This is a genomic window from Rubrivivax sp. JA1055, from assembly GCF_020966565.1.
GTDB classification, from domain to species: Bacteria; Pseudomonadota; Gammaproteobacteria; order Burkholderiales; family Burkholderiaceae_C; genus Rubrivivax; species Rubrivivax benzoatilyticus.
Map to the genome: position 1 here is coordinate 565,874 of NZ_JAJKFP010000001.1, position 22,950 is coordinate 588,823.

The 22,950-nt window shown below is 71.0% G+C and carries 26 protein-coding genes; 20 read left to right on the plus strand and 6 right to left on the minus strand.

Features of this window, described 5'->3' with window-relative positions; translation table 11 throughout:
• Window positions 1-130: 130 nt before the first annotated feature.
• From LOC65_RS02455 to LOC65_RS02475, 5 genes are read right to left on the minus strand one after another with little or no spacing between them, the layout of a single operon-like run.
• Complete coding sequence (locus LOC65_RS02455; RefSeq protein ID WP_230246500.1) at window positions 131-367, minus strand: zinc ribbon domain-containing protein; 237 nt, start codon at window positions 365-367, stop codon at window positions 131-133.
• Between the two features lie 14 nt (window positions 368-381).
• Window positions 382-804, minus strand: coding sequence for an ArsC/Spx/MgsR family protein (locus LOC65_RS02460; protein WP_230246501.1), 423 nt, complete (start codon window positions 802-804; stop codon window positions 382-384).
• Between the two features lie 15 nt (window positions 805-819).
• A complete protein-coding gene (draG, locus tag LOC65_RS02465) occupies window positions 820-1,758 on the minus strand; it encodes an ADP-ribosyl-[dinitrogen reductase] hydrolase (protein ID WP_230246502.1) in 939 nt (312 codons plus the stop codon).
• Window positions 1,751-2,581, minus strand: coding sequence for an NAD(+)--dinitrogen-reductase ADP-D-ribosyltransferase (locus LOC65_RS02470; protein ID WP_009857508.1), 831 nt, complete (start codon window positions 2,579-2,581; stop codon window positions 1,751-1,753). Before LOC65_RS02470 ends, draG begins: the two co-directional genes overlap by 8 nt.
• 11 nt (window positions 2,582-2,592) lie before the next feature.
• Window positions 2,593-3,186, minus strand: a complete 594-nt coding sequence (locus LOC65_RS02475) for a hypothetical protein (protein ID WP_009857507.1) — start codon at window positions 3,184-3,186, stop codon at window positions 2,593-2,595.
• A 445-nt stretch (window positions 3,187-3,631) separates the two neighbouring features.
• Here LOC65_RS02475 and nifH point away from each other — a divergent pair, with 445 nt between their 5' ends.
• The 15 genes from nifH to LOC65_RS02550 all read left to right on the plus strand — a co-directional run bounded on the left by nifH (window position 3,632) and on the right by LOC65_RS02550 (window position 17,937).
• The gene (gene nifH / locus LOC65_RS02480) at window positions 3,632-4,513 is read left to right on the plus strand and encodes a nitrogenase iron protein (RefSeq protein WP_009857506.1); all 882 of its coding nucleotides are present in this window, start codon (window positions 3,632-3,634) and stop codon (window positions 4,511-4,513) included.
• 67 nt (window positions 4,514-4,580) lie between these two features.
• Window positions 4,581-6,047: a nitrogenase molybdenum-iron protein alpha chain gene (gene nifD / locus LOC65_RS02485; RefSeq protein ID WP_230246504.1), complete on the plus strand. Its 1,467-nt coding sequence runs from the start codon at window positions 4,581-4,583 to the stop codon at window positions 6,045-6,047.
• A gap of 27 nt (window positions 6,048-6,074) precedes the next feature.
• Window positions 6,075-7,634 carry a nitrogenase molybdenum-iron protein subunit beta gene (nifK, locus tag LOC65_RS02490; protein ID WP_230246506.1) on the plus strand — a complete coding sequence of 520 codons (1,560 nt, stop codon included), beginning with the start codon at window positions 6,075-6,077 and terminating at the stop codon, window positions 7,632-7,634.
• Between the two features lie 55 nt (window positions 7,635-7,689).
• Window positions 7,690-8,031, plus strand: a complete 342-nt coding sequence (locus LOC65_RS02495) for a hypothetical protein (protein ID WP_009857503.1) — start codon at window positions 7,690-7,692, stop codon at window positions 8,029-8,031.
• Window positions 8,028-8,510, plus strand: coding sequence for a hypothetical protein (locus tag LOC65_RS02500; protein WP_230246508.1), 483 nt, complete (start codon window positions 8,028-8,030; stop codon window positions 8,508-8,510). The genes LOC65_RS02495 and LOC65_RS02500 overlap by 4 nt, the downstream gene beginning before the upstream one ends.
• A 135-nt stretch (window positions 8,511-8,645) precedes the next feature.
• The gene (locus LOC65_RS02505; protein ID WP_230246509.1) at window positions 8,646-9,602 is read left to right on the plus strand and encodes a substrate-binding domain-containing protein; all 957 of its coding nucleotides are present in this window, start codon (window positions 8,646-8,648) and stop codon (window positions 9,600-9,602) included.
• A complete protein-coding gene (locus tag LOC65_RS02510; RefSeq protein ID WP_230246510.1) occupies window positions 9,599-12,640 on the plus strand; it encodes a response regulator in 3,042 nt (1,013 codons plus the stop codon). The genes LOC65_RS02505 and LOC65_RS02510 overlap by 4 nt, the downstream gene beginning before the upstream one ends.
• A 124-nt stretch (window positions 12,641-12,764) precedes the next feature.
• On the plus strand, window positions 12,765-14,171 hold the full coding sequence (gene nifE, locus LOC65_RS02515; RefSeq protein WP_230246511.1) for a nitrogenase iron-molybdenum cofactor biosynthesis protein NifE: 1,407 nt from the start codon (window positions 12,765-12,767) through the stop codon (window positions 14,169-14,171).
• Window positions 14,172-14,184: 13 nt separating this feature from the next.
• Window positions 14,185-15,627: a nitrogenase iron-molybdenum cofactor biosynthesis protein NifN gene (gene nifN, locus LOC65_RS02520; RefSeq protein ID WP_230246512.1), complete on the plus strand. Its 1,443-nt coding sequence runs from the start codon at window positions 14,185-14,187 to the stop codon at window positions 15,625-15,627.
• Window positions 15,624-16,037, plus strand: coding sequence for a nitrogen fixation protein NifX (gene nifX / locus LOC65_RS02525; RefSeq protein ID WP_230246513.1), 414 nt, complete (start codon window positions 15,624-15,626; stop codon window positions 16,035-16,037). The genes nifN and nifX overlap by 4 nt, the downstream gene beginning before the upstream one ends.
• Window positions 16,034-16,513, plus strand: coding sequence for a NifX-associated nitrogen fixation protein (locus LOC65_RS02530; RefSeq protein WP_230246514.1), 480 nt, complete (start codon window positions 16,034-16,036; stop codon window positions 16,511-16,513). Before nifX ends, LOC65_RS02530 begins: the two co-directional genes overlap by 4 nt.
• A 141-nt stretch (window positions 16,514-16,654) precedes the next feature.
• Window positions 16,655-16,855: a CCE_0567 family metalloprotein gene (locus LOC65_RS02535; protein ID WP_230246516.1), complete on the plus strand. Its 201-nt coding sequence runs from the start codon at window positions 16,655-16,657 to the stop codon at window positions 16,853-16,855.
• A gap of 11 nt (window positions 16,856-16,866) precedes the next feature.
• The gene (gene fdxB / locus LOC65_RS02540) at window positions 16,867-17,172 is read left to right on the plus strand and encodes a ferredoxin III, nif-specific (protein WP_230246518.1); all 306 of its coding nucleotides are present in this window, start codon (window positions 16,867-16,869) and stop codon (window positions 17,170-17,172) included.
• Complete coding sequence (locus LOC65_RS02545; RefSeq protein ID WP_230246520.1) at window positions 17,142-17,570, plus strand: nitrogen fixation protein NifQ; 429 nt, start codon at window positions 17,142-17,144, stop codon at window positions 17,568-17,570. Before fdxB ends, LOC65_RS02545 begins: the two co-directional genes overlap by 31 nt.
• A gap of 13 nt (window positions 17,571-17,583) precedes the next feature.
• Entirely contained in the window at window positions 17,584-17,937 is a 354-nt protein-coding gene (locus LOC65_RS02550; RefSeq protein ID WP_009856105.1) for a hypothetical protein, read from the plus strand.
• 19 nt (window positions 17,938-17,956) lie between these two features.
• On the opposite strand, the gene LOC65_RS02555 is transcribed toward LOC65_RS02550, so the two are convergent.
• Window positions 17,957-18,445: a hypothetical protein gene (locus tag LOC65_RS02555; RefSeq protein WP_230246521.1), complete on the minus strand. Its 489-nt coding sequence runs from the start codon at window positions 18,443-18,445 to the stop codon at window positions 17,957-17,959.
• Window positions 18,446-18,683: 238 nt separating this feature from the next.
• Here LOC65_RS02555 and LOC65_RS02560 point away from each other — a divergent pair, with 238 nt between their 5' ends.
• From LOC65_RS02560 to hscA, 5 genes are all read left to right on the plus strand, one after another.
• Window positions 18,684-19,901 (plus strand): IscS subfamily cysteine desulfurase, encoded by a 1,218-nt coding sequence (locus LOC65_RS02560; protein ID WP_230246522.1) that lies wholly within the window; start codon window positions 18,684-18,686, stop codon window positions 19,899-19,901.
• Window positions 19,902-19,925: 24 nt separating this feature from the next.
• On the plus strand, window positions 19,926-20,381 hold the full coding sequence (gene iscU / locus LOC65_RS02565) for a Fe-S cluster assembly scaffold IscU (RefSeq protein WP_230246523.1): 456 nt from the start codon (window positions 19,926-19,928) through the stop codon (window positions 20,379-20,381).
• A 29-nt stretch (window positions 20,382-20,410) separates the two neighbouring features.
• Window positions 20,411-20,818, plus strand: a complete 408-nt coding sequence (gene erpA, locus LOC65_RS02570; RefSeq protein ID WP_230246524.1) for an iron-sulfur cluster insertion protein ErpA — start codon at window positions 20,411-20,413, stop codon at window positions 20,816-20,818.
• 2 nt (window positions 20,819-20,820) lie between these two features.
• A complete protein-coding gene (locus LOC65_RS02575) occupies window positions 20,821-21,144 on the plus strand; it encodes an iron-sulfur cluster assembly accessory protein (protein WP_230246525.1) in 324 nt (107 codons plus the stop codon).
• Between the two features lie 7 nt (window positions 21,145-21,151).
• On the plus strand, window positions 21,152-22,950 hold a 1,799-nt coding region (gene hscA / locus LOC65_RS02580; RefSeq protein ID WP_230246593.1), incomplete at its 3' end, for a Fe-S protein assembly chaperone HscA.

The window sequence follows — 22,950 nt, forward strand, 5'->3', positions numbered from 1 at the left end:
AACCGTTGGTCCGGATGGCGCACCAGGTGACATGTTTCTGTTATTCCGAAGCACGTTCCCATCGGGAGACAGCCCTCCCGCCTGTCTTCTCACTGTCCGCGAACACAGCGGTCCCGCGTCCACCGCCTCTTCACTTCAACACCTTCGCCCTCTCCCCCGCGCTGTAGTGGCTGAAGTGCCCCTCCTTCGCCGCCGCCCGGCGCGCCAGCGCCAGCTTGCCGGCGGTCTGGCCGTGCGGCGCGATGCGCGACACCAGGCGTTCGGGTTCGCCGGCGCCGCATTGCGGGCACAGGGGCACGGTGCTGCTGCGCACCAGCAGTTCGAACTCGTGGCTGCAAGCGGGGCAGCGGTATTCGTAGATCGGCATCGCGGTCTCCAGGATCAGGATTCGGGGCTGGCGCAATGGCCGCTGGGCGAGACGCAGACGTCCAGCCGGCCGGGCGGCGCGTCGGGCAGGCCGACGAAGGCGTGAACTTCGGCGGTGTCGAAGCCGACCAGCGTCGCGCCGTCTTCGCGGCGCAGCAGCGGGCGGCGGATCAGCAGCGGCTCGGCCAGCAGCAGCGCCAGCGCGGCCTCGGCGCCCAGCGTGTCGGGGTCGAGTTCGCCGCTCTTGATGCGCGGCGCCGAGCGGTTGAACCACGCCGCCGGCGGCAGCGGCGCCAGGAAGGCGAGCAGCGTCTCGCGTGTCCAGGGCTCGGCCAGCAGGTTGCGCCGCTCCAGCGTGTGGCCGGCGGCTTCCAGCGCGGCGCGCTGGCGCGCATTGCCGCCGCAGCCGGGTTTCTCGAAGAAGGTGATGTGGGCCATCGTTCGGTCCTCGTGTCAGCGCGGCGGGTCCAGCGCCAATGCCACGAGCGCGCTGGCCTGTTCGACGACCGCGTGGCGGATGTCGGGTTTCAGACGTGTCAGCCACTCGCGTGGCAAGCGGCTGGCGCCGCAGCGTGCGCCGGCCAGCATGCCGACCAGCGCGCCGTTGGTGTCGGCGTCCTCGCCCTGGTTGACGCAGTCGACCAGCGCGTCCTCGAAGCCTTCGCGCGTGCTGAAGTAGTGCAGCACGGTCTGCATCGTGTCGACGACGTAGGCGCTGGCACGGCCGCGGTAGGGCGTGAAGCGGAACTTGGGGTGCGCATCGACGATCGCGGCGATGCGTTCGGCGCTCTGCGCCGGGCCGTCGCCGAGCAGCAGGCCCTGCAGCAGCCGGCCGAGCGCCAGCGTCGCGGCGTCGGACAGCGCGTGGTGGTGGGTGACCCGCGCCTGGGCCAGCGAGACACGCTCGAACAAGGCCTCGTCGCCCAGCGTCGCCAGCGCCACCGGCAGGTTGCGCATCGCCGCGCCGTTGCCGCCGTCGCCTTCGTTGTACGGGCCTGCCAGCGAACCGTCGGCCAGATAACGCTGGATGCCGCGGCGGCAGGTGTTGCCGCAGTCCACCGGCTTGGAGCGCAGCCAGCCGACGAAGGCCTCGGCGACCAGCCGCGTGTCCCAGGGCCGGCCTTCGGCGGCACCGCGCAGCAGCGCCGCGCCCAGCGCCAGGCTCATCGTCGTGTCGTCGGTGACGTCGCCGGGTTTCAGCTTGAGCCAGCCGCCGCCGACGATGCGCCGGTGCACGCCCCAGCGGTGCACGATCTCGCGCGGTGTCATGAACTCGACCGTCGCGCCCAGCGCGTCGCCCAGCGCCAGCCCGAGGTACGCACCGAGCGCACGGTCGGCCACCGCGGCAAGGCCGCCGGCCGCGGCGATGCGCCCGGCCAGGTCCTCACTCATAACTCACCTTCAGCTCGTAGAGACCGCCGATGGCCAGCACCTCGCCTTCGGCCTGCAGCGAGCGTGTGCTCAGCACGCCGGGTGCCAGCAGCAGCTTGCACAAGGGCACCCGCGCCTCGAACACCCAGTCGCCGAAGCAGCCGGCCTGCTCGCGCGAACGTGTGAACGACACGATGTTGTTCAGCCGCACCGTGCAGCGGCGCTCGCGCAGCGAGCCGGCGACGATCTGCTCCTCGACGTTGGAGCTGCCGCGCCACAGCGTGACGTGCGGGCCGGCGCCCATCAGCTCGAAGCGCGCCAGCATCCACTGGCAGTACTCGAACACCAGGTCCAGCTGCTGCCAGATGCAGTTGTTGTGGAAGCGGCTGCCGGCCTTCTCCTCGAGGTAGCGCATCCAGGCCGGCGACGGGTAGCGCGCCAGCGCCTCGCGGTGGTAGGTGGGCGCCAGCCCGAAGCGGCTCTCGACCCAGCCCTTCAGCACCGCGCCGGCCGGACTGTTGCTGTCCAGCACCCAGCCCTGCATCAGCTTCAGGTAGCTGGTGCGCCAGCGGCGGCGCTCGGCCTCGCCGGCGTCGGCCGCCGGCGTGCCGAGGCCGAAGCCCAGGCTCATGTAGTGCTGGAAGACCTCGCGCGCCTGCTCGGCGTCGGGGCAGCGGCCGAGCAGCGCGAACAGCCCCGGCTGCGTCTCGCGCGCACCCGCGATGCGCAACGGCTGCGGGTGCGCGTTGAAGGCGAGGCTGGCCAGCACCGGCGCCGGGATGCCGACCAGGTTGGTCGTGTACCAGCGCTCCGGATGCGGGTCGTGGGCGTCGGCGGCGGCCACCGAACGCAGGCTCAGACCGGGCGGTTCTCGTACGGGTTGCGCACCGGGCCCATCAGCGCCAGGCCTTCCTCGTAGCTGATCTTCGGGAAGCTGTCCTTGAAGGCCAGCGCACGTTCGGTGACGGCGTCGGTCTTGCCGGCGGTGTCCAGGCGCTTGAGCTCGGTCTTCTCGAGGTACAGCAGCTCGAGCATCTCGTTGTAGACCGTGGCCTCGTCGATCGGCAGCACGTAGAAGGTGGCGCCGCCGTACTCGACCTGGTAGCGCTTGGACAGGTCGATGTTGTCGCAGAACAGGAAGTACTTGCCCTGGGGCGACAGCGTCTCGCCCAGCACCTCGGCCAGCAGCTTCAGGTATTCGAAGGACAGCAGGAAGCCGCAGAGGAAACCGATCTGCGTCTCGCCGGCGTTGGCCGCGGCGATGACCTGCTCGCAGGCGATCTCGGGCGGGCGCGCCTCGTCGGCCAGCTTGGCCTGGAACTTCAGCGCCAGGTCACCGCGAAAGCCGAAACGGCCGGCCTTGTGCGTCGGCGCCTTCAGCACGCTGTTGAAGAGGCGGCCTTCGGCTTCGAGGCGGGCGAAAGCGGTGTCTTGGATCGAGAGGGTCATCGGGATCTCCGCAATTGGAAAGGTCGAACGGGAACCGGTGGGCACCGCCTACGGCGGCCTGGACATCGACCACAAGACAGCAACACCCGTACCACGCCATTGCAGGCCCGGTTTCGTCGTGAACCTCACGCGGCGGACGCCATTTCGCCCCCGACGAATGCCACGCGCGTCCCGGCTTTGTCGTGTTTCGGACATTCGACACCGGGGCCACGAAGAGCCGCCCACCGAGATGTTTTTCATTTCACGACAAGCACTTAGGCGATTTGCACGGGGTTGGCACGGCGGTTGCGATGCGCTGGCTGCGCTTCAATGCCCGCCGGCCCGAAGGCACCTCCTAGAAGAAAACCCAGCAGTCGAAGGCGGCAAGGAATTCGCGAACAGGCTTTCGCAGCCACTCGTTGATTCGTCTCGACCCCAAAGCTCACTACCTAACGGAGTTCAACCCATGAGCAAGCTTCGGCAGATCGCCTTCTACGGCAAGGGTGGCATCGGCAAGTCCACCACCTCGCAGAACACCCTCGCGGCGCTGGCCGAGATGGGCCAGAAGATCCTCATCGTCGGCTGCGACCCCAAGGCCGACTCGACCCGCCTGATCCTGCACGCCAAGGCGCAGGACACGGTGCTGTCGCTGGCCGCCGAGGCCGGCTCGGTGGAGGACCTCGAACTCGAGGACGTCCTCAAGATCGGCTTCCGCGGCATCAAGTGCGTGGAATCCGGCGGCCCGGAACCGGGCGTCGGCTGCGCCGGCCGCGGCGTCATCACCTCGATCAACTTCCTCGAGGAGAACGGCGCCTATGACGACGTCGACTACGTCAGCTACGACGTGCTGGGCGACGTGGTCTGCGGCGGCTTCGCGATGCCGATCCGCGAGAACAAGGCGCAGGAGATCTACATCGTCATGTCCGGCGAGATGATGGCCATGTACGCGGCCAACAACATCTCCAAGGGCATCCTGAAGTACGCCAACTCGGGCGGCGTGCGCCTGGGCGGCCTGATCTGCAACGAGCGCAAGACCGACAAGGAATACGAGCTCGCCGAAGCGCTGGCCAAGCGCCTGGGCACCAAGCTCATCCACTTCGTGCCGCGCAACAACGTCGTGCAGCACGCCGAGCTGCGCCGCATGACGGTCGTCGAGTACGACCCGAACTGCGCCCAGGCCCAGGAGTACCGCACCCTGGCCAACAAGGTGCACGCCAACGCCGGCAACGGCGTCATCCCGACCCCGATCACGATGGACGAGCTCGAAGACCTGCTGATGGAGTTCGGGATCATGAGCAAGGAAGACGAGTCCATCGTCGGCAAGACCGCGGCCCAAGCAGCGGCCTGATACAGGCCCTGCGGCACCGGGCACGCCCCGGTGCCGGGCCGCCCACCCTGCCCACGGAGAACGACCCATGACCATGACCGCTGAAGAGCGCAAGGCCGCCAACAAGGCCTTGATCGACGAAGTGCTGAAGGCCTATCCGGACAAGATGGCCAAGAAGCGCGCCAAGCACCTGAACGCCTACGAAGAGGGCCGTCCCGACTGCGGGGTGAAGTCCAACATCAAGTCGCTGCCCGGCGTGATGACGATCCGCGGCTGCGCCTACGCCGGCTCCAAGGGCGTGGTGTGGGGCCCGATCAAGGACATGGTGCACATCAGCCACGGCCCGGTGGGCTGCGGCCAGTACTCCTGGGCCTCGCGCCGCAACTACTACGTCGGCATCACCGGGGTCGACAGCTTCGGCACGATGCAGTTCACGTCCGACTTCCAGGAGAAGGACATCGTCTTCGGCGGCGACAAGAAGCTCGAGAAGATCATCGACGAGATCGAGCAGCTGTTCCCGCTGAACAAGGGCATCTCGATCCAGAGCGAGTGCCCGATCGGCCTGATCGGCGACGACATCGAGGCCGTCAGCAAGAAGAAGAGCAAGGAGATGGACGGCAAGACCATCATCCCGGTGCGCTGCGAAGGCTTCCGCGGCGTCAGCCAGTCGCTGGGCCACCACATCGCCAACGACGCGATCCGCGACTGGGTCTTCGACAAGACCGACCCCGGCAAGTACGCCGAGTTCGTCTCCACGCCCTACGACGTCGCGATCATCGGCGACTACAACATCGGCGGCGACGCCTGGTCCAGCCGCATCCTGCTCGAGGAGATCGGCCTGCGCGTCATCGCCCAGTGGTCCGGCGACGGCACGATCGCCGAGCTGGAGAACACGCCCAAGGCCAAGCTCAACGTCCTGCACTGCTACCGGTCGATGAACTACATCAGCCGGCACATGGAGGAGAAGTACGGCGTGCCCTGGGTCGAATACAACTTCTTCGGCCCGACGCAGATCGAGAAGAGCCTGCGCGAGATCGCCAGCCACTTCGACGACACGATCAAGGCCAACGCCGAGCGCGTGATCGCCAAGTACCGGCCGATGGTCGACGCCGTCATCGCCAAGTACAAGCCGCGCCTGGAAGGCAAGAAGGTGATGCTCTACGTCGGCGGCCTGCGTCCGCGCCACGTCATCGGGGCCTACGAGGACCTGGGCATGGAGATCTGCGGCACCGGCTACGAGTTCGCCCACAACGACGACTACCAGCGCACCACCCACTACATCAAGGACGGCACGCTGATCTACGACGACGTGACGGGCTACGAGTTCGAGAAGTTCGTCGAGCGCGTGCAGCCGGACCTGATCGGCTCGGGCATCAAGGAGAAGTACGTCTTCCAGAAGATGGGCCTGCCGTTCCGGCAGATGCACAGCTGGGACTACTCCGGCCCCTACCACGGCTACGACGGCTTCGCCATCTTCGCCCGTGACATGGACATCGCGATCAGCTCGCCGGTCTGGGGTCTCGCCAAGGGCGCCCCCTGGAAGAAAGCGGCCTGAGCCCGCCACCGCATCAAGGAGCACACCATGCCGCAAAACGCCGACAAGATCATCGACCACGAGCTGCTGTTCCGCGAGCCGGAGTACCAGAAGCTCTTCGCCGACAAGAAGGCGAACTTCGAATACAAGCACGCCGACGTCAAGATCGAAGAGATCCGCAACTGGACCAAGACGCCGGAATACCGCGAGAAGAACTTCGCCCGCGAAGCGCTGACCGTCAACCCGGCCAAGGCCTGCCAGCCGCTGGGCGCCGTCTTCGTCGCCAACGGCTTCGCCAGGACGCTGCCGTTCGTGCACGGCTCGCAGGGCTGCGTCGCCTACTACCGCAGCCACTTCAGCCGCCACTTCAAGGAGCCGACGTCCTGCGTCAGCTCGTCGATGACCGAGGACGCCGCGGTCTTCGGCGGCCTGACCAACATGGTCGACGGCCTGGCCAACAGCTTCAACCTCTACAAGCCCGACATGATCGCGGTGTCGACGACCTGCATGGCGGAAGTCATCGGCGACGACCTGAACGCGTTCATCAAGACGGCCAAGGAGAAGGGCAGCATCCCGGCCGACTTCGACGTGCCGTTCGCGCACACCCCGGCCTTCGTCGGCAGCCACGTCACCGGCTACGACAACGCGCTGCTGGGCGTGCTGCAGCACTTCTGGGAAGGCAAGGCCGGCGTCTCGGCGCCGCTGGAGCGCGTGCCCGACGAGAGCATCAACTTCATCGGCGGCTTCGACGGTTTCGTCGTCGGCAACATGAAGGAGATCAAGCGCATCTTCGCGCTGTTCGGCGTCGAGGCGACGATCCTCTGCGACCCGTCCGAGGTCTGGAACACCCCGACCGACGGCGAGTTCCGCATGTTCTCCGGCGGCACGACCAAGGCCGAGGTCGAGCGTGCGCTGCACGCCAAGGCGACCATCGTCTTCCAGGAATACAGCTGCGAGAAGACCGCCAAGTACCTGCGCGAGAAGGGCCACGAGGTCGTCGTGCTGAACGCGCCGGTGGGCGTGGGCGGCACCGACGAGCTGCTGATGGCCATCAGCCGCCTGACCGGCAAGCCGGTGCCGGCCGAGTTGGAACTCGAACGCGGCCGGCTCGTCGACGCCATCGCCGACAGCCAGGCCCATCTGCACGGCAAGAAGTACGCGCTGTACGGCGACCCCGACCAGCTGATCGGCTACACCAAGTTCCTGCTCGAGCTGGGCGCCGAGCCGACCCACGTGCTGTCGACCAACGGCAACGAGGACTGGGCCGAGAAGGTGCGTGCGGTGCTCGCCGCCTCGCCCTACGGCCAGGACTGCAAGGTCTACCCGAAGCGCGACCTCTGGCACCTGCGCAGCCTGCTGTTCACCGAGCCGGTGGACTTCCTGATCGGCAACACCTACGGCAAGTACCTCGAGCGTGATGCCGGCACACCGCTGGTGCGCCTGGTGTTCCCGATCTTCGACCGCCACCACTACCACCGTTACCCCACCTGGGGCTACGAGGGCGGCATGCGGCTGCTGACGATGCTGCTCGACGAGTACTTCGAGAAGCTGGACGCCAACACCAACATCGCCGGCAAGACCGACATCTCGTTCGACATCATCCGCTGACGGCCACGGCGGGCCGGCTCGCCCCGGCCCGCCGCCCTCACGAGGAGACCCCGCGATGACCGACCCCGACCGCGACAGCCCCGTGCTCGTGCGCCTCACGCGCGACGGCCGCCGCGTCGAGGTCATCGCCGGCGCCGTCTGCCTGGACGGCCGCCCCGAAGCGCACGAGCTCGTGCCCCTCTCAGAACACCCCAACCGCAGCGCGGTGCTCGCGCTGTGCCCCGACGCCAGCCACATGGCCGGCCGGCTGGCGCTGACGCTGGCCGAGGCCTCGGTCGCGCAGGCCGCGCTGCGCCGCGCCCGGGACGGCTTCGACGGCAGCGAGGCCGCGGTGCGCGAGCGCCTGCGCCAGGCCGTCTGGCAGCGCAGCATCGTCGGCCAGGGCGTCGACGAATGATCTACGTGCTCGAGTGCCCGCCCGCCGGCACGGCACGCGCCTGGTTCGCCTACGACGCCGAGGACCTGGTCGAGCGCGTCGCCGACCGCCGCGGTCTGGCTGCCTGGGAGGTCTGGGACCGGCGCAGCCCGCGCGAACTGCTCGCGATGTGCGGCGAGCAACCCGAGGCCCCCGGCGTCGCCCAACGCCTGCCGGCGCTGTGCGCGCTCGGCGCCGAACACGGCTGGGACACGCCGCTGCACCGTTCCGACGCGCTGCTCGGCCGCGGCGTGATGACCGCCGTGGCGGTCGACACGCTGGAGGCCTGCGCCGCGACGCTGGACGCCGGCGGCTCGCCGTCCGTGATCTGGCCCGACGACACGAGCGCGATCCTGGCGTTCGAGGACGACACCCTGGCGCTGTGGCAAGGCGCCGGCTGGCGCGCACGCCACGCGCTGCGCGAACAGCTCGTCGCCACCGAGGCGCTGGCCGACGCGTGACAAAGTCCTGACGCGGTAACGGCGCTTGACGCCGGCCGCGAGCCGCGCATCATCGTCCCGAACGGGACGCCTGTCGGTCCGGTGCACCCGCCCGGGTGCAGCCGACGGCCCCCGCCGGGAAGGCGAAGACAAGGCATGCGTTTGCCATGGCGGTTCCTGATCGGGCTGCTGTGGGCCGCGGGCGCCCAGGCCCAGGGGCAGGTTTACGGGCTGGCCGGCAAGAGCACCGACGACCCCAACTACGTCGCCGCCTGGCGCGGCTGTGCCGCCGAGGCCCAGACCTGGGGCGACCGCTGCATCGCGCTCGGCGTGCGCGGCCCGGCCCGCGCACGCGCCCAGGACGCGGCCATCGTTGCCGGCCTGCAGCGCGGGCTCTCGGGCCTGGCCGTCGCGGTGACCAACTCGCGTTATCTCGGCGAGTCGGCCCTCGCGCTGGCGGCCGAACGCAGCGTGCCGGTCGTCACCTTCGAGACCGACGTCGACCCGGCGCAGCGCGCGCTGCGCCGCGTGCACATCGGCGCCGACAACGCCGACATCGGCCGCCAGCTCGCGGCCCTGGTCGCCGCACGCCGCCCGGCAGGCGGCCAGCTCTGCCTGCTCGCCGGCGACTCGCACGACGCCGCCACGGCCGCCCGCGTGACGGCGCTGCGGCGCACGCTGGCGCAGGACCCGAAACTCGCCGAAGGCGCCCGCCTGTCGGGCGAACGCGGCTGGCGCGAGGTCGCGCGCTGCCCGTGGTTCAACGGCGACGACGCGCGGCGTGCGCTGCGCCAGCTCGCCACCGCGTTCCGCGACGAGGACGCCGACGCCGTCGTGGCGCTCGGCGCCTGGCCCTTCGCCGACCCGGGCGCCTACCGCGCCGCCGTGCAGCCGCTGGCCGCGCAGGACCGGCAGCGTGTCGTCGTCGCGGCCACCGGCGCGCTCACGGCCGGGCAGAAGGCCCTGCTGGCCGACGGGCTGGTGCAGGGCTACGTGTCGGTCGACTACGAGCAGATGGGCCGCTACGCCTACCGGGCGATGAAGCGGCTGGCCACCGGCCACCCGGTGGAGCCGTCGATCCGGATCGGCGCGGTGGTGCGCCACGCGCTGTGAGCCGGCCCGCCGCGATGCCGCCGGCGATGCGCCGCCTGTCGCGTGAACTGCTGCTGCGCGTGGCCGCGGCCAGCGTCGTGCTGGTGCTGCTGGCGACGCTGGCCAACGCCTGGATCAGCCATCGCGACGAACGCGGCCGCCAGCGCGAGCAGGTGCAGGCGGTGCTCGGCGCCTACGGGCCGGCGCTCGCCAAGGCGGTCTGGGAACTCGACGACGCCTCGGTCCAGGTGCAGCTGCAGGGGCTGCGCAGCTTTCCGGCGCTGCTGTCGGCCGAGGTGCGCGGGCGCGGCATCGACGAACGCTACGCCAAGCCCGGCGCGAACCCGGTGCACGCCGGCGAGACGCTGCGCCACCCGCTGCCGGCCCCGGACGGCCAGGGCACGGTCGCGGTGCTCGAGCTGCGCCTGGACGAAGACTGGCTGAACGGCCAGGTCTGGCAGGCCTCGCGCCAGTTCGCGGCCGCGGCGCTGGTCGAGATGCTGCTGCTCGCGGCGCTGGTGTACGCGCTGGTCGCGCGCAGCGTCTCGCGGCCGCTGGAGCGGCTGCACGCCCACGTGCGCGCGCTGGACCTCAGCCGGCTGGGCGAACCGGCGCCCCGGCCGCCGGGCCCGGCCAACGAGCTGCACGCACTTGCCGACGGCATCACCGGCCTGCAGCGCGCTCTGCAGCACCAGCTGGCGCTGCAGACGCGGCAGTTCGACGAAGTGCTGCGCCGCATGGCCGACGGCGCCGGCGTCGTCGACGCCGATGGCCGCATCGTCGTCTGCAACCCGGCCTGGGCGGCGATGCTCGGCGCCGCAGGGCCCGCGCAGGCGCTCGGGCTGCCGGCCACGGCCTGGCTCGCCGAACCGTCGTGGGACACGCTCGCTGCGCGGCTGGCGCAGGCGGGCACGCTGCCCGCCGAAGACCTGTCGCTGCGCCGCGCCGACGGCGGCACGCTGGCCACCGAGGCCAGCTTCGCGGTCTTCGCACGCGCCGACGCCGGCGCGCCGGTGCGCGTGCAGCTGGTGCTGCGCGACGTCAGCGCCCGGCGCGAGACCGAACGCACGCTGGTCGCCGCACGCGAGGCCGCCGAGGCGGCGACGCGCGCCAAGAGCGACTTCCTGGCCAACATGAGCCACGAGATCCGCACGCCGATGAACGCGATCCTCGGCATGACGGCGCTGGCGCTGCGCACCGAACTCGACCCGCGCCAGCGCGACTACCTCGAGAAGACCCGCGCCGCGGCGCAGTCGCTGCTGGGCATCGTCAACGTCATCCTCGACTTCTCGAAGATCGAGGCCGGCCGGCTGGAGCTCGAGCACGACGAGTTCGAGCTCGACGCGGTGCTCGACGGCGTCGCGGCCATCGTCGCGCTGCAGGCGCACGACCGCGGCCTGGGCTTCCTGCTCGATGTGTCCGAGCAGGTGCCGCGGCGGCTGGTCGGCGACGCGCTGCGGCTGTCGCAGGTGCTGGTCAACCTGTGCGGCAACGCGGTCAAGTTCAGCGAACGCGGCGAGGTGCTCGTGCGCGTCGAGGCGCTGGACGCCGCCGACCCGCACCTGCAGCGCCTGCGTTTCGTCGTGCACGACGAAGGCATCGGCCTGTCGGCGCAGGACCTGGAACGCCTGTTCCGGCCGTTCAGCCAGGTCGACGCCTCGACGACGCGGCGCTATGGCGGCACCGGCCTGGGCCTGGCGATCAGCCGCCAGCTGGTGCAGGCGATGGGCGGGGACATCGCGGTGCGCAGCAGCCCGGGACGCGGCAGCGAGTTCGCCTTCGACGCGGTTTTCGGCCGCAGCGACCGGCCCGCCGCCGCGGCCCGGCGGGCGCCGCGTGAAGGCCTGCGCCTGCTGGCGGCCCACGCCAGTGCGCGCGCGCGCACGATCCTGGCCGCCCGGGCGGCCGAGATCGGCTGCAGCGCAGCCGCGGCGAGCTCGGGCGACGAAGCCGCCGCCGCCCTGGCCGCCGGCGCCGTCGACCTGGTGCTGCTCGACGCGGCGCTGATCGCGGCGGACGCCGGCCTGCCCGCAAGGCTGCGGGCGCTGGCCGGCCCCGCCGCGCGGCTGGTGGCGCTGGTGCCCTACGGTGCCGACGACGCCGCGCGCCCGCTGCCGGCGGGTGTCGACACGCTGCTGGCCGCGCCGGTGACGACGGCGACGCTGCTCGCGCTGCTGGAGTCGCTGTTCGGTCGCGATGCGCCGGCCCCCGGCGCGCCGCTGCCGCGGCCGCCGGCGCCGCGCCGCCTCGAAGGCCTGCGCGTGCTGCTCGCCGAGGACAACCCGGTGAACCAGGAGCTGACGCTGGAGCTGCTGCGCCAGGCCGGCGCCAGCACGGCACTGGCCGGCGACGGCCTGGAGGCCCTGGCCTGGCTGGCGCGCGAACGTTTCGACGCCGTGCTGATGGACGTGCAGATGCCGGTGCTCGACGGCCTGGAGGCCACGCGCCGGCTGCGCCGACTGCCCGGGCTGGAGGCGCTGCCGGTGATCGCGATGACCGCGCACGCGATGGCCAGCGACCGCGAGGCCTGCCTGGCCGCCGGCATGAACGACCACCTGGCCAAACCCTTCGAGCCCGACGTGCTGATCGAGCGGCTGCGGCACTGGACCGGCATCGACGCCGCGCCCGTCGTCGCGCCGGCCGCTGCGCCGGCAGCGGCAGGGGCGCACGCCGTGCTGCCGCCCACGCTGCCGGGGCTGGACAGGGCCACCGGCCTGCGTTTTGCCGCCGGCCAGCCGGCGCTGTACCGGCGCGTGCTGGAACTCTTCGCGCAGTCGCGCGCCGGCATGCCGGCGACGATTGGCGAACAGTGTCGCGGCGGCGATCTGGCCGCCGCGGCTTCGGCGCTGCACATGCTGAAGTCGGAGTCGGCGACGATCGGTGCCACCGCGCTGCGCGAGGCCACCCGCACGCTGGAAGCCGCGGTGCGCTCGGGCGAACGCGCCGCGATCGACGCCGCGCTGCCGGTCTTCGACGCCGAGCTGCGGCAGGTGCTGGACGGCCTGGCGGCGGCCTTCGGCACGCCGGCGGCCGAAACCCAGGCGTCGCGTTTGTCGTGATCCCGCCAACGCCGGCAACGCCGGCGCAGATCGCCAAGTCCTTGTCGGCGAAGGAGAAAACGCGCGGCGCACGACTGGCACCGATCGTGCAACACGGCATGGGCCGCCCACAGGAGCCCGCCGCATGTCCGCATCGCTCAACGCCAGGATCGCCCAGGTCTTCGACGAGCCCGGCTGCGACGTCAACCAGGCCAAGGGCGAGAAGGCGCGCAAGAAGGGCTGCACCAAGCAGCTGACGCCCGGTGCCGCCGCCGGCGGCTGCGCCTTCGACGGCGCCAAGATCGCGCTGCAGCCGATCGCCGACGTCGCCCACCTCGTGCACGGCCCGATCGCCTGCGAAGGCAACAGCTGGGACAACCGCCACAGCGCGAGTTCCGGCCCGCACATCTACCGCACCGGCTTCACCACCGACATCGACGAGTTCGACGTCGTCTACGGCGGCGAGAAGCGGCTGTTCAAGGCCATCCGCGAGATCGCCGAGACCGTGCGCCCGCCGGCGATCTTCGTCTACCAGACCTGCGTGCCGGCGATGATCGGCGACGACATCGAGGCCGTCTGCAAACGCGCCAGCGAACGTTTCGGCCTGCCGGTCGTGCCGGTCGACGTGCCGGGTTTCGCCGGCCCGAAGAACCTGGGCAACAAGCTCGGCGCCGAGGCGTTGCTCGACTACGTGATCGGCACCGTCGAGCCCGACGTCAGCACGCCCTACGACATCAACATCATCGGCGAGTACAACCTGTCGGGCGAGCTCTGGCAGGTCAAGCCGCTGCTGGACGCGCTGGGCGTGCGCGTGCTGGCCTGCATCACCGGCGACGGCCGCTACCGCGAGATCGCGTCGGCGCACCGGGCCAAGGCCAACATGATGGTCTGCTCGAAGTCGATGATCAACGTCGCCACGCGCATGCAGCAGCGCTGGGGCATCCCGTACTTCGAAGGCTCGTTCTACGGCATCGCCGACATGAGCCAGACGCTGCGCGACATCGCCCGGCTGCTGGTGCAGACCGGCGCGCCGGCCGACATCGTCGACCGCGCCGAGGCCCTGATCGCCGCCGAGGAGCCGCGCGCCTACGAGCGCCTGCGCGCCTACCGCGAGCGCCTGGCCGGCAAGCGTGTGCTGCTGATCACCGGCGGCGTCAAGAGCTGGTCGGTGGTCTCGGCGCTGCAGGAAGCCGGGCTGGAGATCGTCGGCACCAGCGTCAAGAAGAGCACCAAGGAAGACAAGCAGCGCATCCAGGAGATCATGGGCGACGACGCCCACATGATCGAGGACCTCGCGCCGCGCGAGATGTACCGCATGCTGCGCGAGGCGCGCGCCGACATCATGCTGTCCGGCGGCCGCAGCCAGTTCGTCGCGCTGAAGGCGCGCATGCCCTGGATGGACATCAACCAGGAGCGCCACCACGCCTTCGCCGGCTACGAGGGCATCGTGACCATGGTCGCCGAGATCGACAAGGCGATCTTCAACCCGGTCTGGCAGCAGGTGCGTGCGCCCGCGCCCTGGGAAGCCCCGGCCGTGGCGCTGGCGGCCTGAACGGGAGCGCACGATGGCCCTCGTCACCGAATCCAAGAAGTCCTGCAGCGTCAACCCGCTGAAGATGAGCGCACCGCTGGGCGCCAGCTTCGCCTTCATGGGGCTGGAGTCCTGCATGCCGCTGATGCACGGCTCGCAGGGCTGCACCTCCTTCGGCCTGGTGCTGCTGGTGCGCCACTTCAAGGAGGCGATCCCGCTGCAGACGACGGCGATGAACGAGGCGACGACCATCATGGGCGGCGACGACAACCTCGTGAAGGCGCTGCTCAACATCCGCCAGCGAGCCAAGCCCCAGGTCATCGGCATCTGCTCGACCGGGCTCACCGAGACCAAGGGCGACGACGTCGACGGCACGATCCGGCTCGCGCGCCAGCAGCACCCCGAGCTGGCCGACACGGCGGTCGTCTACGCCTCGACACCCGACTACGTCGGCGCCTTCCAGGACGGCTGGGCGGCCGCCGTCACGGCGCTGGTGTCGACGCTGCCGCGCGTCGATGAACCGCGCCGCGACGGCGTCGTCGCGCTGCTGCCCGGCTGCCACCTGACGCCGGCCGACCTGGAGGAGCTGCGCGAGACGATCGAGGCCTTCGGCCTGCAGGCCGTCGTCGTGCCCGACATCTCGGGCTCGCTCGACGGCCACATCCCCGACACCTGGCAGGGCACGACGATCGGCGGCACGCCGCGCGCCGAGATCGAGGCCCTGGGCGGCGTGATGGAGGTGCTGGCCGTCGGCGAGCAGATGCGCCCGGCCGCCGAGGCGCTGCAGGCGCGCTGCGGCGTGCCGTTCACGCTGTTCGACCGCCTGACCGGGCTGGGCGCCAGCGACGCCTTCGTGCGCCGCCTGGCCGAGCTGTCGGGCCGCGAGGTGCCGGCCAAGCTGCGCCGCCAGCGCAGCCAGTTGGTCGACGCGATGCTCGACGCCCACTTCCACACCGGCAACGCCAAGATCGCGCTCGCCGCCGAGCCCGACCTGCTGTGGGCCGCCGGCAGCTTTCTCGCCGAGATGGGCGCCGAACTCGCGACCTGCGTGACGACGACGCGCTCGCCGCTGCTCGAACGCCTGCCGACCAGCGAGGTGCTGATCGGCGACCTGGAGGACTTCGAGCGTTCGGCCGAAGCCACCGGCGCCGAGCTGCTGATGACGCATTCGCACGGCCGCCAGGCCGCCGAGCGCCTGGGGCGGCCGCTGTTCCGCCTGGGCATCCCGATGTTCGACCGCATCGGCAACGCCCATGTGCGAATGGTCGGCTACCGCGGCACACGCGACTTCGTCAACGCCGTGGGCAACGCGCTGATCGAGTGCATCGGCCACCACGGGCCCGACGACTGGCCGCTGCCGGCCGCCAGCCTGGCCGCCGCCCAGGCCGTGCCGCCGGCCGTCGCCCACGTCAGCGCCGTCATCCCGCGCCGCCGCCCGGCGGCCACCGATCCCGTCACTTCCCGGAGCGAACCATGAAAGTCGCCTTCGCCACACAGGACCAGCAGCGCGTGGACGCGCACTTCGGCTGGGCCCCGCACCTGGCGGTCTACGACGTCACCCCCGAGGGTTATGCCTTCGTGCAGGACTTCGCCTTCGGCGACGGCCTGGACGAAGACGGCGACGAGGACAAGCTGACACCGAAGCTGGCCGCGATCGGCGACTGCGCCATCGTCTACGTCGCCGCGATCGGCGGCTCGGCGGCGGCGCGTGTCGTCGCCAGCCGCATCCACCCGGTCAAGCTGACGCAGCCCGAGCCCATCCTGGACATCCTCGACAAGCTGCAGAACGTGCTGCGCGGCACGCCGCCGCCGTGGCTGCGCAAGGCGCTGATGAAGGGCCAGGAACGCTCCTTCGACTTCGAGGACGACGCCGAGGTGAAACGATGAGCGCCGCCGTCGAGACCCCGGCGGCCGACGAGGCCGCGCTGCAGGACGGCTTCGTGCGCGAGCTGATCAAGCAGATCCGCGCCCAGGACACGCACGGCACCTGGGACGGCAAGAGCGACACGACGCTGCTCGAACCCTTCATCCTCACCGCCGAGCAGCGCCGCGCGCTGCCGATCATGGGCGACCCCGACCCCGACACGCTGTGGCGGCTGGACCTGTTCCACAACGCCGTCGGCCTGGCGATCGAACGTGCCACCGGGATCATGGTCAGCCCGATGACGAAGATGAGCCACGAAGGTTTCGGCCGCACGGTGCTGACCGCCGGCCGGCTGGTCGTCGTCAACCGCCACCTGCGCGACGTGCACCGCTTCGGCTACCCGAGCCTCGCCAAGCTGGCCGAAGCCGGCAGCAAGCTGGTCGCCGAAGGAGTCTCGATGATCGAGCAGCACCGCGACGTCGCCACCTGGGGAGCATGACTGACCACCCCCGTAGCGCCTGCGGCGCTCCCCCTCAAGGGGGCGACGCCAGCGGCCAGGCAAAGCCTGATCCGCGGCGTCCGCTTGATACGCCGCAGGTCTTTCGACATCAGCGCGTCAAGACGCGCAGGAGGACGGGTCATGGTTGACCTGGAAGCCCTGAAGGCCGAGATCAAGAAGCTCAACGCCCGCGCGACGCAGGCCAAGATGGACCTGCACGACCTGTCGGAGGAACTGCCGACGAACTGGGAGCGCATCCCCGAGGTCGCCCGGGTCGCCCACGAGGCGCATGCGGCGCTGGTCGCCGCACGCGCGCAGCTCGCCGCGGCCCAGGCCGCCTGACGGAGAACACCGTGTCCCACTACAGCATCACCCTGCCCTCGGGCGCCACCTGGACGCCCTCCTTCGTGCAGAAGATCGACGAAGGCAAGTGCATCGGCTGCGGCCGCTGCTTCCGCGTCTGCCCGCGCGGCGTGCTCGAACTGATCGGCCTCGACGAGGACGGCGAGCGTGTCTCGCTGGACCCGGACGGCGACGACGACGAGGAGTACGAAAAGAAGGTCATGACGATCGCGCATGGCGAGCTGTGCATCGGCTGCACCGCGTGCTCGAAGATCTGCCCGAAGAAGTGCTACTCGCACGCCCCGGTGGCCGCCTGATGGAGCCGCGGCCGGTGCCCGAGGCGCTGGCGCGGCGCGCGGCGCGTGCCGACGAGGTCGAGGACCTCGTCGCGCTGCTGCTCGACCACGCTGAGGGCCCGCGCGAAGCCGCGGCCGCCATCGCCGAGACGCTGGCCGTCGCCTGCCTGGGCGACAACCACCTCTGGCAGGACCTGCAGCTGGGCTCGCGCGCCGAGCTGTCGGCGCTGATGACCTGGTGGTTCCCGGCGCTGGTGCGCAAGAACAGCGCCGACATGAAGTGGAAGAAGTTCCTCTACAAGCAGCTGTGCGAGCGCGAGCAGCTCTTCGTCTGCAAGGCGCCGAGCTGCGCCGTCTGCTGCGACCACGCGCTGTGTTTCGGCCCCGAGGACGGCGCACGCCGCGCCGTGGCCGCCTGAGCACGCCGGCACGATGTTCACCGCCGCGCTGCTGGACCTGGTGCAGCAGTCCGGGGACGGTGTGCTGATCCTCGTCGACGGCATCGACGAGTCCGACTTCCGCCATTCGCGGCTGACACGCGCCGAGGTGCGCCGGCTGCTGCTCGTCGTCGCACGCACGCTCGACGCGCTGCCGCCCGAGGCGCGGCGCACGATGCCCGAGATCGACCTCGACGGCTGGCGTGTCATCGGCAGCGCGCTGATCGACGACGGCCCCGGCGCCGACGACGCCGCCTGGTTCGCCGCCAGCTCGCTGCTGCCGGCGACGCTGGGCTGGCTGAAGCTGTACCGGCGCGAGGCGCCGCAACTCTTCGACTACCGGCCCTGAGGCGGGCGCGCCGGACGGATCACTCGTCGGGCGTCGCGCGCAGCAGCGCGCTGACGACCTCGTCGCCCAGGCGCGCGTGCGGGGCCACCCGCTCGATCAGCTCCAGCCGCTCCCGCGCCGTGTCCAGGTCGCCGGCACGCAAGGCGATGAAGGCCAGCGCCTTGTGCATGAAGAGCCAGAAACGCGCCGGGCCGTCGGCGTTGAAGTCGGGTGCCGGCGCACCGTCGAGTGCTCGGCCGTCGTCGTCCAGCCCGGCGGCACGGCCGGCTTCGAGCAGGCCGCGCACCGCAGCGCGTTCGGCGAGCTCGAACTCGCGCCGCTGCGCGTGGTGCTTGGCCAGCGCGAAGTACAGCACCAGGGCCTGCGGCGCGATGGCCTGCGCCGTCCACAGCAGCGCGCCCCGTTGCGCGGGGCCGGCCACCGCGGCCTGGCGCAGCAGGCCGTGCACGGCGGCCGGCACCGGGCCGCCGAAGAAGGCGTCGGACGCGACACCGGTGAACAGGTTCATCTGCGCTCCCCTTGTCTGCCCGTGGGCACGGGCCTGCATCCGGGCAAGCACGGCAGGTGCCAGACCGCCCGCGTCGCAATGGCGACAAAAGCGACAGGCCCGGCCGTGCCGACGGCACCACCGACGATCCGGCCGAGGCCAGGCAAGTGTCTGATCCAGATCAGATTTTTCCTGCGGCACGGGTTGGCACGGTCCCTGCGTTATGGGGATGCCTCGCCACTTCCGCCGGAGCCTCGTGATGGATCCCAGCGCCAAGCCGATCTACCTGGACTACGCGGCCACGACACCGGTCGACCCGCGTGTCGTGCAGGCGATGCTGCCCTATCTGTATGAACAGTTCGGGAACCCCGCGTCGCGCAGCCACGCTTTCGGCTGGGCGGCAGAGGAGGCGGTGGAGATCGCCCGCGAACACGTTGCCGCGCTCGTCGGCGCCGACCCGCGCGAGGTCGTCTGGACCTCCGGCGCCACCGAGAGCAACAACCTCGCGATCAAGGGCGCGGCGCAGTTCAACCGCTCGCGTGGCCGCCACCTCGTCACCGTGAAGACCGAGCACAAGGCGGTGCTGGACACGATGCGCGAACTCGAACGCGCCGGCTGGGAGGTCACCTACCTCGACGTCGGCGCCGACGGCCTCGTCGACCCGGCGGCCTTCGAGGCCGCGCTGCGGCCCGACACCGTGCTCGCCTCGGTGATGCTGGTCAACAACGAGATCGGCGTCGTGCAGGACGTCGTCGCGCTGGGCCGCATCTGCCGCGCCTGCGGCGTGCTGCTGCACGTCGACGCCGCCCAGGCCACCGGCAAGGTGGCGATCGACTTCGCGTCCTGGCCGGTGGACCTGATGAGCCTGTCGGCGCACAAGACCTACGGCCCCAAGGGCATCGGTGCGCTGGTCGTGCGGCGCAAGCCACGCGTGCGCATCGAGGCCCAGACGCACGGCGGCGGCCACGAGCGCGGCATGCGCTCGGGCACGCTGCCCACGCACCAGATCGTCGGCATGGGCGAGGCCTACCGCCTGGCGCGCGTGTCGATGGCCGCCGAGAACGAACGCATCCGCAAGCTGCGCGACCGGCTGCTGGCCGGGCTGTCGGACATCCCCGAGATCCGCGTCAACGGCTCGCTCGACGCACGCGTGCCGCACAACCTCAACGTCAGCTTCCAGTTCGTCGAAGGCGAATCGCTGCTGATGGGCCTGAAGGGCATCGCCGTCTCGTCGGGCTCGGCCTGCACCTCGGCCAGCCTGGAGCCCAGCTACGTGCTGCGCGCGCTGGGCCTGTCCGACGAGGTCGCGCACAGCTCGATCCGCTTTTCCGTCGGCCGCTTCACGACCGAGGCCGAGATCGACGCCGCCGTCGAGCAGACGCGCCGCACCGTCGAGCGCCTGCGCGAGCTGAGCCCGCTGTGGGACCTGCACTGCGCCGGCGTCGACCTCGCCGCCGTGCAGTGGGCGGCGCACTGAACCCTTGCACACCCGGAGGCCGACATGGCGTACAGCGAGAAGGTCATCGACCACTACGAGAACCCGCGCAACGTCGGCGGCTTCGCGCCCGGCGACGACACGGTGGCCACCGGCATGGTCGGCGCGCCGGCCTGCGGCGACGTGATGAAGCTGCAGATCAAGGTCGACCCGAGCACCGGCGTCGTCGAGGACGCACGCTTCAAGACCTATGGCTGCGGCTCGGCGATCGCGTCGAGCTCGCTGGTCACCGAGTGGGTCAAGGGCAAGACGCTGGAGCAGGCGCTGGCGATCAAGAACACCGCCATCGCCGAGGAGCTGGCGCTGCCGCCGGTGAAGATCCACTGCTCCATCCTCGCCGAGGACGCGATCAAGGCCGCGGTGGCCGACTACCGCCAGCGCCACGCCGGCCCGGGCGGGCTGATCGAGGAGCGCGCCTGCTCGCCCTCGTCGCCCGATCAACAGCACAGCGAAGCGGCCTGAAGCGCCGCGCCGACCACCAGGAGTCCACGATGGCCTGCCAATCCCAAGGGAACGTCGCCCCGTCCGAACTCGTGCCGCGCGCCGACCCGCCGCTGCTGCCCGAAGGCGAGCAGCCGATCAAGATCAGCGACGCCGTCGTCGCCAAGGTCAGCGAGCTGCTGGCCGAGGAAGGCGACCCCAGCCTGCAGCTGCGCATCTACGTCACCGGCGGCGGCTGCTCGGGCTTCCAGTACGGCTTCGCCTTCGACGACGAGGTCAAGGAAGACGACGTGCGCGTGGCGCGCGAGCCGATCACCGTCGTCGTCGACGCGATGAGCCTGCAGTACCTCGTCGGCGCCGAGATCGACTACGAGGACCGCCTGGACGGCGCGCGCTTCGTCATCCGCAACCCGAACGCGACCAGCACCTGCGGTTGCGGTTCGTCCTTCACGGTCTGACCATGGCCATCAGCGTCACCCCCAAGGCCGCGGCCCAGATCCGCAAGGCGCTGGCCAAACGCGGCAGCGGCGTCGGCCTGCGGCTGGACGTCAAGACCAGCGGCTGCTCGGGCTACGCCTACGCGCTGGAGTTCGCCGACGCCGCCGCGCCCGAGGACCTGGCGTTCGAGTCCGAAGGCGTGATGCTCTTCGTCGCCGCCAACAGCCTGCCGCTGCTCGACGGCACGCGGCTGGACTGGGTGCGCGAAGGGCTGAACGAAGGCTTCAAGTTCGACAACCCGAACGCCGCCGCCACCTGCGGCTGCGGCGAGTCGTTCGCGGTCTGAGAACGCCATGGCGCTGCTGCAGATCGCCGAACCGGGCCGCGCCGCCGCGCCGCACCAGCACCGGCTGGCCGTCGGCATCGACCTGGGCACGACGAACTCGCTGGTGGCCACGGTGCGCAGCGGCCAGGCGGTCGTGCTGCCCGACGCCGACGGCCGGCGCCTCGTGCCTTCGGTCGTGCACTACGGCGAGGATGGCGTGCTGAGCGTCGGCGCCGCCGCCACCGCCTTCGCCGCCGCCGACCCGCAGAACACGATCGCCTCGGCCAAACGCCTGATCGGCCGCGCGCTGGAAGACATCGCCGCCGGCACCCTGCCTTATGCGCTGGAGCGCCTGAGCGACAGCGCCGTCGGCGTGCGCACACGCGCCGGCGTCAAGAGCCCGGTCGACGTCGGCGGCGAGGTGCTGCAGGTGCTGAAGGAACGCGCCGAGGCTTCGCTGGGCGGCGAGCTCGTCGGCGCGGTGATCACCGTGCCGGCCTATTTCGACGACGCCCAGCGCCAGGCGACCAAGGACGCCGCGGCGCTGGCCGGCCTCAACGTGCTGCGCCTGCTGAACGAACCCACCGCCGCGGCCATCGCCTACGGCCTGGAGTCGGCCAGCGAAGGCGTCTACGTCGTCTACGACCTGGGCGGCGGCACCTTCGACGTCAGCATCCTGCGACTGTCGCGCGGCGTCTTCGAGGTCGTCGCGACCGCCGGCGACGCGGTGCTGGGCGGCGACGACTTCGACCACGCGCTGGCGCAGTGGTTCGCCGAACAGACCGGCGGCTGGCACCCTGCCGACTTGGCGCGGCTGCACGCCGCGGCGCGCCACGCCAAGGAGACGCTGAGCGGGCTGGACCGCGTCGTCATGCACTGCCTGCGCGCCGACGGCACGCCGGCGACGGCGACGATCACGCGCACGCAGTTCGAGGCCCTGACGCGGCCGCTCGTCGAGCGCACGCTGGGCCCGGTCAAGCGCGCGCTGCGCGACGCGAAGCTCAAGCCCGCCGAGGTCGACGGCGTGGTGCTGGTCGGCGGCGCGACGCGCATGCCGGCGGTGCGCGCCGCGGTCGGCACGTTGTTCGGCCGCGAGCCCTACACCGGCATCGACCCCGACGAGGCGGTGGCGCTGGGCGCGGCGATCCAGGCCGACCAGCTGGCCGGCAACCGCGGCGCAGACGGCCTGCTGCTGCTGGACGTGAACCCGCTGTCGCTGGGCCTGGAGACGATGGGCGGGCTGGTCGAGAAGATCATCCCGCGCAACAGCACCGTGCCGACGGCGCGCGCCCAGGACTTCACGACCTTCAAGGACGGCCAGACGGCGATGGTGCTGCACGTCGTGCAGGGCGAACGCGAGCTGGTCAGCGAGTGCCGCTCGCTGGCGCGCTTCACGCTGCGCGGCATCCCGCCAATGGTGGCCGGCGCGGCACGCATCCGCGTCACCTTCCAGATCGACGCCGACGGGCTGCTGTCGGTCAGCGCCGTCGAGCAGACCTCGGGCGCACGCGCCCAGGTCGAGGTCAAGCCGAGCTACGGCCTGGGCACCGAGCAGGTGGCCGGCATGCTGCAGCAGGCGCTGGGCCACGCCGCCGAGGACGCCGCGGCACGCGCGCTGCGCGAAGCCGAGATCGACGCCCGCCGCCTGCTCGACGCCACCGAGGCCGCGCTGCACGAAGACGGCGAGCGCCTGCTGTCCAGCCCCGAGCTGTTCCAGATCCTGCGTGCGATGCAGGACGTCATCGACGCGCTGGCAGAATGCGCCGAGGGTGAAGGCACGACGCCGGAAGCCCACCGGGCGCTGCGAGAGCGCCTGCGTCGTGCGGG